This window comes from Shewanella sp. SM69 (assembly GCF_025653985.1).
Classification (GTDB): Bacteria; Pseudomonadota; Gammaproteobacteria; order Enterobacterales; family Shewanellaceae; genus Shewanella; species Shewanella oncorhynchi.
Map to the genome: position 1 here is coordinate 12,929 of NZ_JAKKRV010000025.1, position 17,034 is coordinate 29,962.

The 17,034-nt window shown below is 47.0% G+C and carries 14 protein-coding genes; 6 read left to right on the plus strand and 8 right to left on the minus strand.

The features are described from left to right. Positions 1-337 precede the first annotated feature (337 nt). Positions 338-2,671: a M4 family metallopeptidase gene (locus tag L5M37_RS22170; protein WP_263201843.1), complete on the plus strand. Its 2,334-nt coding sequence runs from the start codon at positions 338-340 to the stop codon at positions 2,669-2,671. Positions 2,672-2,874: 203 nt separating this feature from the next. Here L5M37_RS22170 and L5M37_RS22175 read toward each other — a convergent pair whose 3' ends face one another. From L5M37_RS22175 to L5M37_RS22185, 3 genes are read right to left on the minus strand one after another with little or no spacing between them, the layout of a single operon-like run. Then, positions 2,875-3,426, minus strand: coding sequence for a response regulator transcription factor (locus L5M37_RS22175; protein WP_105251231.1), 552 nt, complete (start codon positions 3,424-3,426; stop codon positions 2,875-2,877). Then, positions 3,423-4,733, minus strand: a complete 1,311-nt coding sequence (locus L5M37_RS22180; protein WP_263201844.1) for a sensor histidine kinase — start codon at positions 4,731-4,733, stop codon at positions 3,423-3,425. Before L5M37_RS22180 ends, L5M37_RS22175 begins: the two co-directional genes overlap by 4 nt. Before the next feature lie 8 nt (positions 4,734-4,741). After that, positions 4,742-5,656, minus strand: a complete 915-nt coding sequence (locus tag L5M37_RS22185) for a dTDP-4-dehydrorhamnose reductase family protein (protein ID WP_263201845.1) — start codon at positions 5,654-5,656, stop codon at positions 4,742-4,744. A 178-nt stretch (positions 5,657-5,834) separates the two neighbouring features. Here L5M37_RS22185 and L5M37_RS22190 point away from each other — a divergent pair, with 178 nt between their 5' ends. Beyond that, positions 5,835-7,685 (plus strand): alkaline phosphatase D family protein, encoded by a 1,851-nt coding sequence (locus L5M37_RS22190; protein ID WP_263201858.1) that lies wholly within the window; start codon positions 5,835-5,837, stop codon positions 7,683-7,685. Positions 7,686-7,689: 4 nt separating this feature from the next. Here L5M37_RS22190 and L5M37_RS22195 read toward each other — a convergent pair whose 3' ends face one another. The 4 genes from L5M37_RS22195 to L5M37_RS22210 form a co-directional block, all read right to left on the minus strand. Then, a complete protein-coding gene (locus L5M37_RS22195; RefSeq protein ID WP_212600493.1) occupies positions 7,690-8,082 on the minus strand; it encodes a hypothetical protein in 393 nt (130 codons plus the stop codon). Positions 8,083-8,229: 147 nt separating this feature from the next. After that, entirely contained in the window at positions 8,230-9,147 is a 918-nt protein-coding gene (locus tag L5M37_RS22200; protein WP_173496424.1) for a pseudouridine synthase, read from the minus strand. 53 nt (positions 9,148-9,200) lie between these two features. Next, the gene (locus tag L5M37_RS22205; RefSeq protein WP_263201846.1) at positions 9,201-9,776 is read right to left on the minus strand and encodes an LON peptidase substrate-binding domain-containing protein; all 576 of its coding nucleotides are present in this window, start codon (positions 9,774-9,776) and stop codon (positions 9,201-9,203) included. 214 nt (positions 9,777-9,990) lie between these two features. Further along, the gene (locus L5M37_RS22210) at positions 9,991-11,046 is read right to left on the minus strand and encodes an alpha/beta hydrolase (protein WP_263201847.1); all 1,056 of its coding nucleotides are present in this window, start codon (positions 11,044-11,046) and stop codon (positions 9,991-9,993) included. 347 nt (positions 11,047-11,393) lie between these two features. Between L5M37_RS22210 and L5M37_RS22215 the strand changes: the two genes are divergently transcribed. From L5M37_RS22215 to L5M37_RS22230, 4 genes are all read left to right on the plus strand, one after another. Continuing rightward, positions 11,394-13,787 carry a TonB-dependent receptor plug domain-containing protein gene (locus L5M37_RS22215; protein WP_263201848.1) on the plus strand — a complete coding sequence of 798 codons (2,394 nt, stop codon included), beginning with the start codon at positions 11,394-11,396 and terminating at the stop codon, positions 13,785-13,787. Positions 13,788-13,964: 177 nt separating this feature from the next. Beyond that, entirely contained in the window at positions 13,965-14,426 is a 462-nt protein-coding gene (locus L5M37_RS22220) for a YhcH/YjgK/YiaL family protein (protein ID WP_198573029.1), read from the plus strand. Between the two features lie 143 nt (positions 14,427-14,569). Beyond that, complete coding sequence (locus L5M37_RS22225; protein ID WP_173496421.1) at positions 14,570-15,490, plus strand: manganese-dependent inorganic pyrophosphatase; 921 nt, start codon at positions 14,570-14,572, stop codon at positions 15,488-15,490. 210 nt (positions 15,491-15,700) lie between these two features. Beyond that, a complete protein-coding gene (locus L5M37_RS22230) occupies positions 15,701-16,312 on the plus strand; it encodes a DedA family protein (protein WP_263201849.1) in 612 nt (203 codons plus the stop codon). A 45-nt stretch (positions 16,313-16,357) separates the two neighbouring features. Here the strand turns inward: L5M37_RS22230 and L5M37_RS22235 are convergent, their stop codons facing one another. Next, positions 16,358-16,801, minus strand: a complete 444-nt coding sequence (locus L5M37_RS22235) for an energy transducer TonB (protein ID WP_263201850.1) — start codon at positions 16,799-16,801, stop codon at positions 16,358-16,360. Positions 16,802-17,034: the final 233 nt, after the last annotated feature.

Here is a 17,034-nt window from a genome sequence, read left to right on the forward strand (position 1 = left end):
AAACACTCAAGTGCATCACCCTTCCGCTTGGCTAAATCGCTATTACCCAAAAGTCCTAATTCAGATTTAAAAGCGTCTAAATGAACGTTGAAGATAGTTCCTTTGTACGATTGTTAACACTTTTACATTTAAATAACATCTAGAGTCATGCGGTTATTCACGCTTTGCACAGAATAAAAATCTGAGAATTCCCGCCTGAGCAACAGCTCATTCTATGCGGCCATGGCAGAGGGATGCCGACGACCCTGTAGAAATCACAATAAAAAACGCTCGCCCGAGCCAGTTAAGCAGTATGGCATTCCAACGTTATTTACAAAACGGAAAAAGGATTTCAAGCATGATGCTAAACAAAAAACTGTCGCTACTCTTCATTGCTGTGTCGGCCACTTTAGGCACATCCGCATTTGCTGCCGATGTTGTCGATGTCGGTACTCTTAGAAGCGCGTCTTCAAGCAATAACTTAGTGTCTCAGTTCAGCTTAGACGCAGGTAGCCAACTCAAAGTAGAGAAAAAACTCAACCTAGGTCAAGGCAAGCAAAAACAACGTTTACAACAATATTTCCATGGCGTACCTGTTTATGGTTTCTCTGTTGCGACGTCACAATCGAGCATGGGCTTTTACAGCGACATGTCTGGCCGCGTATTAAAAAATATTGAAAAGTCGGCTGATTTTGTCAAACCCACTCTAACGGCTAACAAAGCGTTAGATATTGCGATCCGTGGCAAGTCTGACAAAGCCGTTGCAGGCCTAAAAGCTGAAAACAAACAAGCAAAATTATGGCTTTACCTCGATGATGCCGCTAAAACTCGCCTCGTTTATGTGACTTCATTTGTAGTATATGGCGATGAGCCAAGCCGCCCATTCACTATGGTTGACGCGCACTCAGGTGAAGTGATTAAGCGTTGGGAAGGGATTAACCATGCTGCAACCGGCACAGGTCCAGGCGGTAACATTAAGACTGGCCAATACGAATACGGTACTGATTTTTCTAGCTTAGACGTTGAAGTGAGCGGTGACACTTGCACCATGAACTCACCTAACGTGAAAACCGTTAACCTAAACGGTGCCACATCAGGCGCCACACCCTTCTCTTATACTTGTCCGCGCAATACAGTCAAAGAGATCAACGGTGCTTACTCGCCATTAAACGATGCGCACTACTTCGGCAACGTGATCTACAAGATGTATAGCGAGTGGTACAACACTGCACCGTTAACCTTTCAGTTAACGATGCGAGTTCACTACAGCAACAACTACGAAAACGCTTTCTGGGACGGCAGTGCTATGACCTTCGGTGATGGCGCAACAACCTTCCACCCATTAGTGAGCTTAGATGTCTCGGCACACGAAGTGAGTCACGGTTTCACTGAACAAAACTCAGGGCTGGTTTACGCAGATCAATCTGGCGGCATGAACGAAGCCTTCTCAGATATGGCGGGTGAAGCCGCTGAATTTTACATGCACGGCACAAACGACTGGTTAGTCGGCGCCGATATCTTTAAAGGCAGTGGTGCACTGCGCTACATGGCAGATCCAACCTTAGACGGTATCTCAATCGGTCATATCGACGATTACTATGATGGCATCGATGTGCACCACAGTTCAGGTGTATTCAATAAAGCTTTCTACACTTTAGCTAACTTACCAGGTTGGGATACACGCAAAGCATTCCAAACATTTGTAGTCGCTAACCAATTATATTGGACGGCGGACAGCTTATTCTGGCAAGGCGCCTGTGGTGTTAAATCGGCCGCAACTGACTTAGGCTTAAGTGCTGACGATGTGGTTACTGCGTTTGCCGCTGTGGGTATCACACCTTGTGAAACGCCACCACCACCGCCACCACCAGAAGCCACTGAGCTCGCCAACGGTGTTGCTGTGACAGGTTTAGCGGGTGCGTCAGGTAGCAAAAAATACTACAAACTAGATGTCGCTAGCGGTGCAACTAACCTGAGCTTCAATATGTCAGGCGGCACAGGTGATGCGGACATGTATGTTAAATTTGGTCAAGCACCAACGTCTAGCAGCTATGACTGTCGTCCATACAAGTCAGGTAATGCCGAAAGCTGTGCTATTGATCCTGCTCAAACGGGAACTTATTGGGTGATGGTCAGCGGCTATAGCAGCTACACAGGTGTAAGCCTAGTGGGTGCTTATGACGGAGATGACACACCAAACCAAGCTCCAACTGCAGGCTTTACTGCAAGCTTTGCTAACGGCAACGGCAGCTTCACAAGCACCAGTACTGACAGCGATGGCGACCTGACATCATGGAACTGGGATTTTGGTGATGGTACAAATGCCGCAGGTGCGAGTGTCAATCATCAGTATGCCGAGTCAGGCAGCTACACAGTCACACTGACTGTAACTGACAACGATGGCGCAACAGCAAGCACTTCGGCAGAATTTGCGGTTGAAGTCCCTGAAGTCGCATTAGAAATGGCAGTAAAAAATGCGAACAAATCTCGTCGCGGTAGCATACGTGTTGCACTCGAATGGGAAGGTCACAACGCTGATGAGTATACTATCTTCCGTAACGGTGTTGCGGTGGGTACTTCAAGCAGCTCATCGTTTATTGACCGTTTCACCGACCTAGCTGGCGCAAGCTTCACCTATAAAGTATGTGAAACTAACGGCCCTTGCTCAAACGAAGAAACCGTTAATTTTTAATCGCATAACCTAATCGTGCAGTGGCGCTAGCGTAAAATCCTAGCGCTAATTCATCGATTCACTTCTCGTTTTCTTGTTAATGCCACTCAGCCCTTTTGAGTGGCATTTTTTATGGTCAAACAGCTCAGCCTCAGTACCTCATAAGGTTTGCCTTAAGCTGTTGCCTGTTGCTCCTTGCCCCTTGCCCACACGTGGATGAATCGTTACTTCAAATGTCCACTTTCACCCACTGGTTTCTTCAGCAATTTACGTTGTAACGTCCGACGATGCATTCCCAATTGGCGAGCCGTGGCGGACACATTGCCTTGGTTAGCATTGAGCACTTGCTGAATATGCTCCCACTCCAAACGCTTAGGATTAAGTGGCGAATCGTCGACTTCATCTTCTTGAAGAGTATGGGAATGCCCATCCATTTCCAGTGCGGCGAGCAAGGTTTGGGTATCCACAGGTTTAGCTAAATAATTATCGGCGCCGAGACGAATCGCTTCCACCGCAGTGGCGATACTGGCGTAGCCGGTGAGTAACACCATAGTCACCTTGGGCAGCAGATGACGCAGCGGCACAATTAACCCTAGGCCATTGGCTTCGGCAAGCTTCATATCTAAAAGAATATGGCTAGGACGAAACTCCCGCGCCACCAGCAGCGCATCACTGGCATCATGGGTTAATCGGCATTCAAAGCCATGGCGTGTTAATCGGCGGCCTAAAATACTCGCAAGGGAAAGGTCATCCTCTACAATCAACAAACGTTTCATGAACTTACCTCGTCACTAGCCTTAGTCTTGTGTGATACAGACGGCGCCGGCGCCCTTAATATAGTGAAACGAATTTGTGCCACAGTGCCACCTTGGGGATGATTAGCCAAAATCAACTCTGCACCCAAACGCTCTAAACTGGCATGACTGAGTAGCAAAGCAACCCCTAAACCCTTGGGACTTTCTATGAGTAAGGTGCCCAACTGTGGCAATAAATCGGGCGCGATACCAGTGCCATAATCGCGGATCTGCAAGTAGATCTGCTCTTCGTTTGGCGCTATATCTAAACTGATATCCACCTGCGGCGCACCTATGGTTTCGGCGCTGGCGCGGGCAGCATTTTCAATCAAGGCCATGATGGCTGGCGTTAAGCTCATATCAGTCAGAATACTTTGCTCTGCCAGTTGTTCTGGCATACAAGTAATCAACCAATTCAGTTCAGTTTGCGGCATTAACAACAAGGTTTTTTGCTTCAAACTGTCCACCAACTCAATGATCTTTAGTGGGCGCTGGCGGCGATCGCGGATCGACTCCGTCGCTAATCTCAACTCGGCAAGCGTATGTTCACAGCGACCTAACGCAGTTTCCATCTCGACAATCGTTATCGAGGTATCGCTCATGTCTTCTTTTACTTCGTCGAGTAATAACCTCAGACTCGAGAGCGGCGTGGCAAGTTGATGTGCCATCTGCGCCGATACTGTGCCTAGGGCTAAGAGTTGCTCCTGACGCAATTGCCCTTCGCGCATATAGGCTAACTGCGCATCTTGGCGGCGCATACGCTTAGTGATTAACGCCACGCTGGTTGTCATCACCAATGCTGAAATCACAAAGTTGAACCACATGCCTAAATAGTGGGAACTCATGTCCATACCGTGGTGCTGCATAGGGGATTCGGGCACAGTAAAGATCATCAGGCTGTAGGCAAAGGTTGAAATTGCCGTCAGTGCCCAAGGCGCCCAGATTGGCAAAGTCACAGCCGCAAGTGCAATCGGCAACAGTAATAACGAAATAAACGCATTGGTCGCGCCGCCGGAAAAGTGCAACCAAGATATCCAAAATAATGTGTCTAAGCTGAGCGCAATAAAAAGGCCGCGCTCCTTAACAAATAAGGGTTTACGTAGCGCCAATGTGAGCGAAAGGTATAACACCTCTAGCACTAACACATGCACTAACGGCTCCATTTGCAGGCTAAGACCAAAAGTATCGGCGGCAAACGTGGTTAAGCCTATTTGCAGCAACAAACCTAAGGTTCGCAGTAATGCGACTTGGTCGGCAGCCTGTAGACTGGTCCCTAAGATCTTAGCCATGGCGATTCCTACAGAGTGAGTCCGAGCGTGGCAAGTGCACCACTCGATTGTTCTAATGCTTGGCGCACGCCAGTGGCAAAATTGATTTCAGAACTAATCCCCAGCGCAGCTAAACGCGCACAGCTTAAGGTGCAATCCCTTGGCCGCTTGGCGTTATCTGTCGGCGTAGACTCAGGCGTTAAGTGCACTGTACTGAGTTGTAAAATCTCTCCTAAGGTCAACAACATCTGATACTTAGTCATAGTCTCGGCGGCGCTAAAATGATAAATCCCCTGCACTATTGGCGCTACAATATGTTGTGCAATCATCTTGTCTATGGCTTGGGCAATATCGGCGGTCGAGGTTGGACTGCGTATCGCCCAATGATCAACCCCCTGAACGCGACGCTCAATCAATTGGTTAACCAGCACTAGCACAGCAGATTCACTCAGTTTTTCTACTTGGCCATAAAGGATTGGCAAGCGTAGCACAGCAAAATCAGCGCTAGTGTCTAGCACGATTTCTTCGCCCTTTAGCTTAGATTCACCATAAAAATTAACCGGATGAGTGACTGCATCTTCAGCGTACTTAGGTTGAGTGCCATCGAACACATAGTCAGTGGAAATATAAATAAGCCAAGCATTATTGGCCTTAGCTGCCATAGCTAAGGCTTGGCTGGCGGTTAAGTTAAGCGCCAATGCCGCCTGCGGATTTTGCTCGGAAACATCGGGGCGACGCTCGGCGGCGCAGTGCACTATCACTTGCGGTTGCTCGCGGGCGATAAATGCCTCGACATCCAAAGGGGCGGTAAGATCGAGTTTATGCACTCGTTCACTTGCGCGGCTAAAACCCGTGGCGATGATCTCATGTCCTGTTAATTCAAGCTGTTTTACGACAGCTCTGCCGAGTAGCCCTGTTGCCCCCGTGACCATAATCTTAGCCATATCGCCCCATTCAGTTTCAACGCATATTTATGGCTAACAATTCTAAAAGCTTTTCATATTCAACGCACTTGTTTACTCTTCTAAACCAAACTTACTTAGGGTTAACTCATGCAAGATTAACCCAAATACCCATAGGCAGAATTTGAGTACGACACTTCCTCTGATATTAGCTGGCCCCATGCTGCGCCACTGCGATGCCTCACACTTTACCCTGTGGTTTGTAAGTCGTGAGCCATTAACTGAACTTAAGCTGCGTCTTGGTGAGCAAGAGTACCTGTTGCAGGATGCCGATTTACACTATGTGCCACTCGGGCAACATGCCCATCAATATCTAATAATACTGTCGCGCCAAGAGTTGCTCGCGCCCAATATCGTCACACCTTACCAAGTGTCTGCCGCTCAGCATGGTGATATTTTTGCCACGATAAGCCAGCTAAACTACGGCGATGCGTCGACGCCAAGTGTACGTTTTACCCCTGAATTAACCCAAGTATTCCACGGTTCCTGCCGCAATCCGCATCACCACAGTGACGATGCACTGGTCGCCGCAGATACCCATTTAGCCAAGATAATCAACAGGGGTGCGGAGGATGATCGCCCTGCACTTATCATAATGAGTGGTGATCAGGTCTATATTGATGATGTTGCGGGACCTATGTTAAGCGCCATAGGGCAAGTCATCAATTTACTTGGTCTTAAACATGAGCAATTTGAAGGCGCGAGCATCACCACTAGTGAAGACATTCATTATCAGCCCGCATATTTGTATCAACGGCATAAAAACCTGTTGCCTCATACCCAATATCCGGCCAAAACCGCGCTTTGGCGTTGGTATCGCAATCACCCCATTTTTACCTCCTCCATCGCCGTAAATCATTTGGTCAGCCTAAATGAAATCATCGCCCTGTATTTACTCACTTGGTCACCTGAGCTGTGGGAATTAGTGAATATCTCAAAGGATGTCGACGGCTTATCACCCGCCAATACCGCCCGCTGGCAAAATGAGTGGCAACACTTGCTTGGCTTTAAAGCTGGGCAGGGGCAAGTCAGGCGCTTTATGGCGCACATTCCCGTTTATATGATGTTTGATGACCACGACGTCACCGATGATTGGAACCTGACGGCTAAATGGGAACAAGCGGCCTACGAACACGCATTTTCGAAACGCATCATTGGTAATGCCTTAATCGGCTACACCTTATTCCAAGGACTTGGCAACGCGCCTGATAAATTTACCGCCGATATCCGCCCGCTGCTCGATGCGTTTTTTGCGCGACAAGAAAGCGAAAGTCAGGATCTGCTCATCGACGAATTACTTAAATTTGAGCAGTGGCATTACACCTTAGAGTCCTCGCCCAAACTGGTCGTGCTCGACACCCGTACCCGCCGCTGGCGCAGTGAATCTAATCTCGCAAAACCTTCCGGCTTGATGGATTGGGAGGCGTTAATGGATTTGCAGCAAGAGTTACTCGGCCAGTCGAAGGTCATTATCGTCTCTCCTGCCCCCATGTTTGGGGTCAAGTTGATTGAAGCTGTGCAGCGCACAGCCACTCTGATCGGCGGTTCCCTGTTAGTAGACGCTGAAAACTGGATGGCCCACCCGGGCGCCGCCAATGCACTACTGAGTATTTTTATGCACCGTAAAACCCCAGAGGAGTTTGTGATCCTCTCCGGCGATGTGCATTACTCCTTTAGTTACGACATCAGTATTCGTTTTAGACGCAGTAGCCCTAACATCTACCAAATCACCTGCAGCGGTATTAAAAATCACTTCCCTGAGAAGCTGTTACCGATTTTCGATAAACTCAATGGCTGGTTTTATGGCCGCTTTTCACCACTTAACTTGCTGACAAAACGTAAACGTATGTTGCTGCGCGGCAGGCGACCAAATGGTGAGCCGAGTAAACGTCTAGTGAATAAAAGCGGAATAGGTATGTTGGAATTAGCTGATGATGGTGCACCAACAAAAATTGCGGTTTTACATGGCGATATGAGCGAAACCCTGTTCGAACCACCCAAACAGGAATAACAAATTAAACGGGTTTATTATGTTTAACCGTTTCAGGCTGAGTGGCACCAGAGCCAGAATCCATCAAAGGCGTATTTTTGGATAACGCCTCATCGGTTTTGGCAGGTTTTGGCTGAGCCTGATTGAAAATCAGTGCTTCTGGCTGCGACTTATTCGATGGTTTTTCATGCGCCATTTGATCCCAAATGATCTTAGGGCTTTGATCCCGCTCGGCATCGGCTTCTGCTGTCGATGTGCCAGACGAACTTGGTTTCTTCGGTTCAATCACCGCACTCGCCTTACGGATCTCGGCGGCAATGTCATTCAGATAAGGCTGCTTAGTCCAGTCACCAAAATACATGGCCCCCACTAATACTGCAGCGCAAAGCAAGATAGAGAAGATCGCAGATTTGGTCATAATGGACTTCCTTTAAACAATCGTAATATGGCTCCCTATGGCAGAGACTCAGATACTGCAGATTGTATTCATACCATCACAGGGCCAAGCACACAATTGCACCCGATTATTTCCTTTAAACAGACTGGAAATAATGCTTTCCGCTGACTAAAACTCAAAACCTTGACATTGCATGTCGTGGTGCATCCCGCTCACTGGGTCAATAAAACGTAACCGCTGCGCCATCAACTTAAGAGGCGTCGCAAAGTTATCCGGCCCTTTAGGTAATAAGCTTGGATAAAATCTGTCGTTTAACAATGGCATACCTAAGCTTTGCATATGCACCCGCAACTGGTGAGTTTTGCCGGTAATCGGGCTCAAATGAAATAAACCGACATCGCCTTTTATGGCCACTAAACTGATTTCGGAATGGGTATTTGCCTCGCCTTCCACGATTTTCATGGTAAAACTCGGGTCGCTCGGCTGCATACGGTTTGTTACCGTCCAGTGCAATGGCAAAGTTAAGCAGCCCTGTTGATATTGTTCAATAATCTCAGGAGTCAACTTGGCAATCGCTTGATAGTCTTTACGAATCGCATCGTCGATAAATAGTTGATGATAGAGCGCGCGGGTTTCAGGCGCGACAGTCATCAGGATCACTCCAGCGGTTTCACGATCAAGCCTATGAGCGGGCGCGATAGTATCAATGCCAGTTCGCAATCTTAGTCTATGCACCAGACATTCGTTCACATAGTTGCCGCTTGGCGTCACAGGCAAAAAGTGCGGCTTGTAGGCCAAAATAACGTTGTCATCTTGGAATAGGATCTGTTCTTCGAAGGGGATTTTCGCTTCCACCGGCACTTCACGGTAGTAATACACCCGCGCCGCAGGGCGATATTCAGTGTCCAATGCGATCAAACTGCCATCCCGCCAATGCACTTTTCCATCGAGGATCCGCTGACGCCATACATCTTCACCTATACGGGCAAAATGTTGTGCGAGAAAGGCAAACACTGTGGGTTTATCTGTGACATTCACAGGAAGCACTATGTAAGAAGGTTGGGCGGCGCGGGCAGATGCAGTCATATCACAAAAAAAGCGGCTATAGAAAGCCGCTATTCTAGCCTTTTTGTGGTTTTTCAGTCCACATGGGACTTGATGAGTTGCAGCACGAAGTCCAAGGTTTTGTGGCAATCTGGCTGATTCACTAACACGAGTTTGTCTTTATTATACATGGGCAAAACCTCGAGCCAGCGCTGGCTTACCCATGCAGCATCTTCTAAATGCACTTGGGAATAGAGCTCAAACAGATCGGGATTCACCTCATAAAATTGCTCTAATGCAGCGCTTATTAGCTCAAATTCACCTTTAATCGGCTCTTCTTGCCAGTTACGGCAGGGTAAAGTGCGCGCCATCCACAGCTTATCTTTGTCCTGCGCTGCCGAGAGGATGCTGACGCGCTGGCGCCCTTCGAGCACTATGCTGAGTGAATCGTCTTCTAGCTGATTAAAATCGATAATGTCGCACTGGGTGGCGGTGGGATAACAGGGCGGACTGCCGCGGGGTCTGATGGTGGCAAAGGCGAGCGCATACTTTCCTTTAAAGACATCGGCCACCATGCGCAGATGACCGGGGTCGACCACACGAACCTCTACCCGTCCCTGTGGCAACAACAAGGCATCGCGCATGAGTAACGCCATTTCTCGTGTTTGCATAGCAACCTCCTGCCCCTCAAATAGAAGGAAACGAATATCAATGCATTCGTATTCCTTATTACCTTAGAGTGTAGCAGGTGGAATAATTTCCTTCCTGAAGCCCTTGAGTGCAAAAATAAATTGGCGACCCAACTAGGTTAAATCAGGGCATTTCAAACCCGTCATTTCAAACCAGCCATTTTAAACCCCGTTTTCTAGACCACCTCACTTAAAACTAAAAGCGCTCTAGTCGCTCCAGCACATTTCCCTTAGCAACAACTTCGGCAAACTCCTCGGCCAGACGTTCACTCAAGGCAACAGCTGTTCGCCAGTATTGCATCCGCTGCGCCGTATCCAGTTGTTTAAAATCTTCGCGGTCGGGAATTTTACCAAAGGGTAATGAAGCCACAAATTCGGCCGTTGGCGCCAACACGAGTGCATTGTGATAATTGGCTCGACCTTGGCGCCACTTCAAGGATTTATCGAACCATCCAGGGCTGATCGTTGGATAAAAATGTGGATACAGCGTCAAGCCAGTTGCGTGGGATAAAGGCAAGTCGAAGTGATAGTCGGTAATGCCGCCATCGTAATATTGCCCATCGGCAACGCCCTCAATTTGCGGCACAGGGGCTAGCAACAACGGAATCGACCCCGTTGCTAACATCACAGCATCGACATTGGCCTCAGTTAATTCGGCCTGCTGACTGGGTAAATCGTTGAGTTGCAAAAAGGGAGATGCTGCAGCTTGTTGGCTAAAGACCACACGTTCAAAATGCCAGCCTAAACTCCGACGGCTCACTAAGTTGGTCGCCGCCGTCATCGCCAGCCCCGCCGCAAGCGGAAGCTTTGCCGTTAAACGATTTAAATGTTTAGCACGGCACACGACGAAATGACTGTGAATATGAGCGTTATTAACGATTTCCCTGCCACCATTTTCCCCTAAAATGCCCTGCACTACGCCTTTAACTTGCGCACTGACTTCCTGCGGTGTTGGCATGCTGTCGTAACGCTGACCAATATAAAAATCCTCTAAGCGACCATAGGCTATGAGGGGATCTTGCTGCGCCAAACACGCTAAACGCCAAGCCCCAGAGGAAGCGCCTAATGTATATAAAGGCGTTTGCCTGTCTTTGAAAAATTCAGCAAACAGATACTTCTCTAACCCAGCGATACCAAGCCATTTAGGTCCACCAGAGGCGGCAAGTAGCTGGGTAAAATGCTCAGATTTAAGACCTTGTTCTGCCAAGGTCTTAAATGCCGTTGCTCCCGCGAGAAATCGTAACGCTGACAAATCTGTGTTCCTTCAAATCAATGCCATTAAAGCAAAATAACGCATTAAACCACGATGGCGCACGTCAATAAACAATTCATATCATCGACTTAACTCAGTCGCAATGTGCAGGCGACAACGTGTATTGTGCCGTACAAAGCCTCAAAAGCACGCAGGTCGATAATGAGGTTTTCATCAATATATTCAACTGCATTTTAAATATTATTTAGAACACTAGGCTCTGAGTTAGCATATTTACGTCTTAATGTAACAATTGTTACAGTGATAACCTTCTCGGCATCAGATTGTTATTTTATCTGCACACCTAAGTTCGAGTATTGGGTCACAAACATCATTGAGAGGTTTTTATGCGTCTAGCCGTTATCGCATTGGCAGTGTCATCCACATTGGTTATTCCAGCAGTCCAAGCCGCAGAGCAACAAACCGGCTTCGAAAAAATCGAGATCATAGGCTCACGCATAGCACTACGCACGGCAACTGACAGTGTTGCGCCGGTCGATATCATTACTGCCGAACAACTCGAATCAACAGGTATGACCGAAACCGCTAAAGCGCTGCAATTTGCGGCGCCAAGCTATAGCTTTCCATTCTCCTCGGTGACTGACGGTTCAGATGCGGTGCGCCCCGCGAGCTTACGCGGCCTGTCGCCAGACCACACCTTAGTACTCGTAAATGGCAAGCGTCGCCATGGTTCTGCTCTAGTACATTTAAGCGGCACTATGGGAAAAGGCTCCTCTAACGTCGATTTAAATGCGATTCCAATGACAGCGATAAAACGCATTGAAATTCTCCGAGATGGAGCCTCGGCACAATACGGTTCAGATGCGATTGCTGGCGTAATTAACGTGGTACTCAAGGACAGCGATCAAGGGGGAAGCGTCTCGGCGCAAGCCGGACAAACCTACATAGGTGATGGCGAGCAATGGCGTGTGGGTGTAAACCACGGCATAAGTTTAAGTAACGATGGCTTTGTGAATGTCGCCCTAGAAGCGCATCACAAAGACAGCACAAACCGCGCAGGATTAGATCCACGGCAGCAATACCCTAAGTTAGCAGATGGCTCAGCAGATCCGCGCGAAGCGACATTTAACCGTAAGAGCCACCACGTTGGTGATGCCGAATATGATAATGTCGGTTTATTTATCAATGCGGCTCAGCCAATATCTACCGACGGAAAACTGTATGCCTTTGGTGGTATTAGCCAACGTGAAACTAAATCGGGTGCTTTTTACCGTTTAGCTCTCGATGCCCGTAACTTACCCGAAGTGTATCCTGACGGTTTTTTACCGCAAATTAACCCCAAAATTATCGATTCATCTCTTACCCTAGGCTATGAATTCAACCTGAGTGACTGGGACATTGATGCCTCAGTAGGATATGGTAAAAATTCATTTAACTATAATATCGTCAATACCTTAAATGCTTCCTTAGGTCCTGAAACTCCTACCGAGTTCGACGCAGGAACGCTATCGACCCGTGAAGCCAATATCAATTTGGATATTTCCCGTTATTTTGCCTTTATAAACGATTCTGAAATTCTGTTTGCAACCGGTGTTTCATGGCGCCAAAACGGCTATGAAATTGAAGCCGGAGAAGAAGATTCGTATATCAATGGTGGCTATAATGGCAAAGCGGCGGGTAGCCAAGGTTTCACCGGTTTTACCCCTGAGTCTGAGGTTGATGAAACGCGCGATAACACAGGCATTTATGCCGAACTTGAAAACCAATTAACCAACGAGTTTTACTGGGCGGCGGCACTGCGCTACGAAAACTACTCTGACTTTGGCGGCAACACGAGCTGGAAACTCGCGGGTCGTTACGATTTTACCGACAACTTAGCCCTGCGTGGCACGATCAATACAGGCTTTAGAGCGCCGAGCGTACAACAACTGTACTTCAGCAATATCTCGACGTTGTTTAATCCCGATCCAGTGACGGGGCAACTGGTTCCTATTGAATCAGGCACCTTCAACACCTTATCACCAGTGACAAAGGCGCTTGGAATTAACGAACTAGAACCTGAAATATCGCAATCATTTAGTCTCGGTCTTGTTTATACCAATAACACTGGTCTAGCGGTAACGCTCGACACTTACCAAATAGAGATTGATGACCGCATCATTTTATCTGGCGCTCTAAGACCCGCTGATAGCCCCGCGGTTGCGACCGCACTAGCAGGTACCAATGCTGATTCAGCACGCTTCTTCGTCAATGCCGTCGATAGCCGAACTCGCGGGATCGATCTTGTTGTTAGCCAAGACTTTGATATTGGCACTTGGGGCGATTTACGGGCGAACTTAGCCTATGCCTATAATAAAACCGAGATCCAAGACATCAATCTACCGTCTATTTTAGGCGGATTAGACAAGAAACTCTTTGATAGTATAGAAAGAACCCGCATGACGTCTGCTACGCCGCATAACACGGGCAGTATTGGGCTGACCCATGAACTCGGGGATTTTAAAACCAATATCCGCTTAAACTACTTTGGTGACTATAGTGAAGGTTATTCAACGGGCGATGTAAACTATAGCGATCAATGGGTGATGGATCTGTCGGTAAGATACGCCGCCACCAATGCGCTAAGCTTTACCGCTGGGGTGCAAAACTTGTTTGATGTGTATCCAGAAAAACGACCAGATAACAATAATTTCAATGGTATCTTTGTATACCCATTAACCAATACCCCCTTTGGCTTTAATGGTGGCTACTACTTTTTAGAAGCCAAATACACTTACTAAACCCGTTTTAGCTAAGTTTAATAATACTTGATGTAGAAACAGGTCATTCAATGGCCTGTTTTTTATGCCGACATGTTTAGACCTGCTTCCAATCGACAAAGCTTATGTCCTAACTGTGGTGATCGGATTATAATCTTTACCATTCGCCCATTTCACTTCCACCATGTCGAGTAGCCGATGATCGTCGATACCTTAAAAAACCGCCATATTTATCAATCCTTAAGCCCTCGGCTTGCGACTGCATTAGAACATCTAGCGACGACCGACTTTAGTCAGCTACCCGTAGGCAATTATCCCCTCGATGGCGACAATATTTTTGTGATAGTGAATGACTATCACACCAAGCATAAGTCGACAGAACCCTTTGAAGTTCATCAAAAATATATCGATGTGCAATATGTTTTCAGCGGTGAAGAAGAGTTTGGTTACTTGCCACTAGCGGAGCAAACACCCTCGAAACCCTATTTTGAAAAACACGATTACGCCGAGTTTGATTACGAGGCAAACCAAGCCAATGCCTCTTATATCAAACTCAAAGCAGGCATGTTTGCATTATTTTTCCCCGGTGACATGCATATGCCCGGCACAGGCGATATCGCCACGGCGGTGCGTAAAGTCGTGATAAAAGTGAAGATCTAAACCTTAAGCCATCTTTGCCGAACCTGAGCGTTCGATTTTTAGAGAAATAGCAACTGAAGAGCGCAGTGATATGCGCTTTGGCTATTTCCGATTAAAGCCAAATATTGCTAAAATTGTCACAAATTTAAAGGAGAGTCCCTGAAATGCCCATTTACGTTGTCGGTCACAAGATCCCCGATTCAGATTCAATCTGCGGTGCTATCGCGTTAGCCTATTTAAAAAACCAAATCGGTGAAGAAGCCATTGCCGCACGTTTAGGTGAATTGTCACCCGAAACTGCTTTTATTTTGGAACGTTTCGGCTTCGAAGCACCGGAATACAAAACCAGCTACGCTGGCGAGCAAGTGTATATCGTTGACCATTCAGAACTGACTCAAGCACCGGATGATATCGCCCAAGCGACTATCGTCGGGATTGTCGATCACCACAAGCTAGGCGATCTGACCACAGATACCCCGTTAGAATGCTGGATCCGCCCAGTAGGTTGCAGCAACACAGTGATCAAGATGATGTTCGACTTTTACCAAGTCGCTATCCCTAAAAATATCGCTGGCATCATGATGTGCGCCATTCTTAGCGATACCGTGATTTTCAAATCACCCACTTGCACCACTGCCGACATTCGCTGCGTTGAAGCATTAGCTGAGATCGCCGGCGTTGAAGATTTCAAAGAACTGGGCATGGAAATGTTCAAAGTGAAATCAGCCGTACAAGGCACACCAGCACGCGACCTCGTTATGCGTGACTTTAAAGACTTCAACATGAACGGTAACTTGGTCGGTATCGGCCAGTTAGAAGTGATCGACCTGTCAGTATTTGACGATATCAAGGCCGAGCTAGAAGCCGATATCAAAGCGCTCAAAGTGGAAGGTAACCGCCACAGCGTTTTATTGCTGCTGACTGACATCATGAAAGAAGGTTCAGAGTTGTTGATTGTGTCTGACGATGCGCAGCTGACCCAACGTGCCTACGGTAAAGATACCGTCGATGGCAAAGTGTGGTTAGACGGCGTATTAAGCCGTAAGAAACAAGTAGTACCACAGCTACAAGCAGCATTCGCCTAGTCGCTTTATCGTCACGACTGTAGTACAGGTATTAAGGCCGAACTGAGTTCGGCCTTTTTTATATTTCAGGTAAAAACTGCCCCCCTGCGTTACGCCTATTCACCGCCACTAACTAAAACTGGCATGAAACTTTGCTCATAAATCTATCCAGCCAGAGAAGTTGGCGAGTATGATGGCCCAATCATCCCATTGATTTAAGCACTTTCATCTATGCCAGAAGCGCTACAACATATCATCACCGAACTCACGCCTTGGCTGCAGCAATATGGTTATGTTCTGCTATTTTTCGCGATTGCTGTCGAGGGTTTTGGCATTCCGGCGCCAGGACAATCCTTATTAATTGTCGCCAGTTTATTAGCCGCTACAGGGCAAATGTCACTGCCACTAGTGTTAATCGTCGCTGCTTGCGGTGCACTATGCGGTAACAGTTTGGGATATTTCATCGGTTGGCGCTTTGGTGATGTGTTGCTTAAGAAGGGCTGGATAAAACCGCAATTGGAAGACAAAATCCATGGCGTTATTGGTCAATATGGCATCGCCGCTTTAGTGCTGAGTCGTTTTGTTGAGGGATTAAAACAATTTATGTTTATCGGCTGCGGTCTCGCTAAAATGCCACTAAAACAATTTGTGATTGGCAATGCGCTCGCCACCAGCATTTGGATGGCACTCTTTGGATTAGGTCCAGTGTTAATCCGCGATGAAATCGCTCCCATGCTGGCGTTTTACCACCAACATAAGTACCCCACATGGGCCATGGTCAGCCTAATACTCGCCGCACTAATCACTTTTACTTGGCGCAGGTGGCAAACCAAAAATCCGTAGTAGGCAATTAAGCCTTGCTTACTACTTAAAATAGTTAAGTTACCGTTAGCCACATACTAATTGCGTTTGTTGCTTACAGGCATTTTGAGATTGTTCCGTCGACTCATTGCCTATACAAAAATCTAACCTTATGGTTCTTCTTTCAGAAGTCATTACGTTCGTAGCGGCAGTGGGGACCCAGTTCCATTTTTTTAATATCTGACTTGAGTATTTACCCAGCGATTTTTGAGGAACAGATTTAACGACTTCGATATTTTCGGCCTTACCCGACTCTGAAATATCAAAAGACATTACAGCACAACCAGCAATGCTCGAACGAGCGAGTTCCATTGGATATTGCGGGGCACTTTTATTTTCACGTTCCCAAATAAAACCACTCGTTGGTTTTATATCTGTAACTTGCACATCCCCATACACATTATGACTTTTTGCAAAACAATAGTTTGATACCGCAAAAATAACCAAGGCGGATAAAATTGAACACTTCATATACACTCCATTGTTTAATGAATTAAAATAATGCCTTATCACTAATTATCTTTTGATTAATAACCACTAACCCTGATAGCACTTAAGTGGTTAATAACATTAATATTCATAATACTTATTCACTCAAACCAATGACTCTAAATAAATAGTAAGCCAAAGTTTATTTCAATTTACAAGTTAACCTACCGAACTTAGCACTCCATCGCAAGACTTGACGATGAATGTCGAAATAT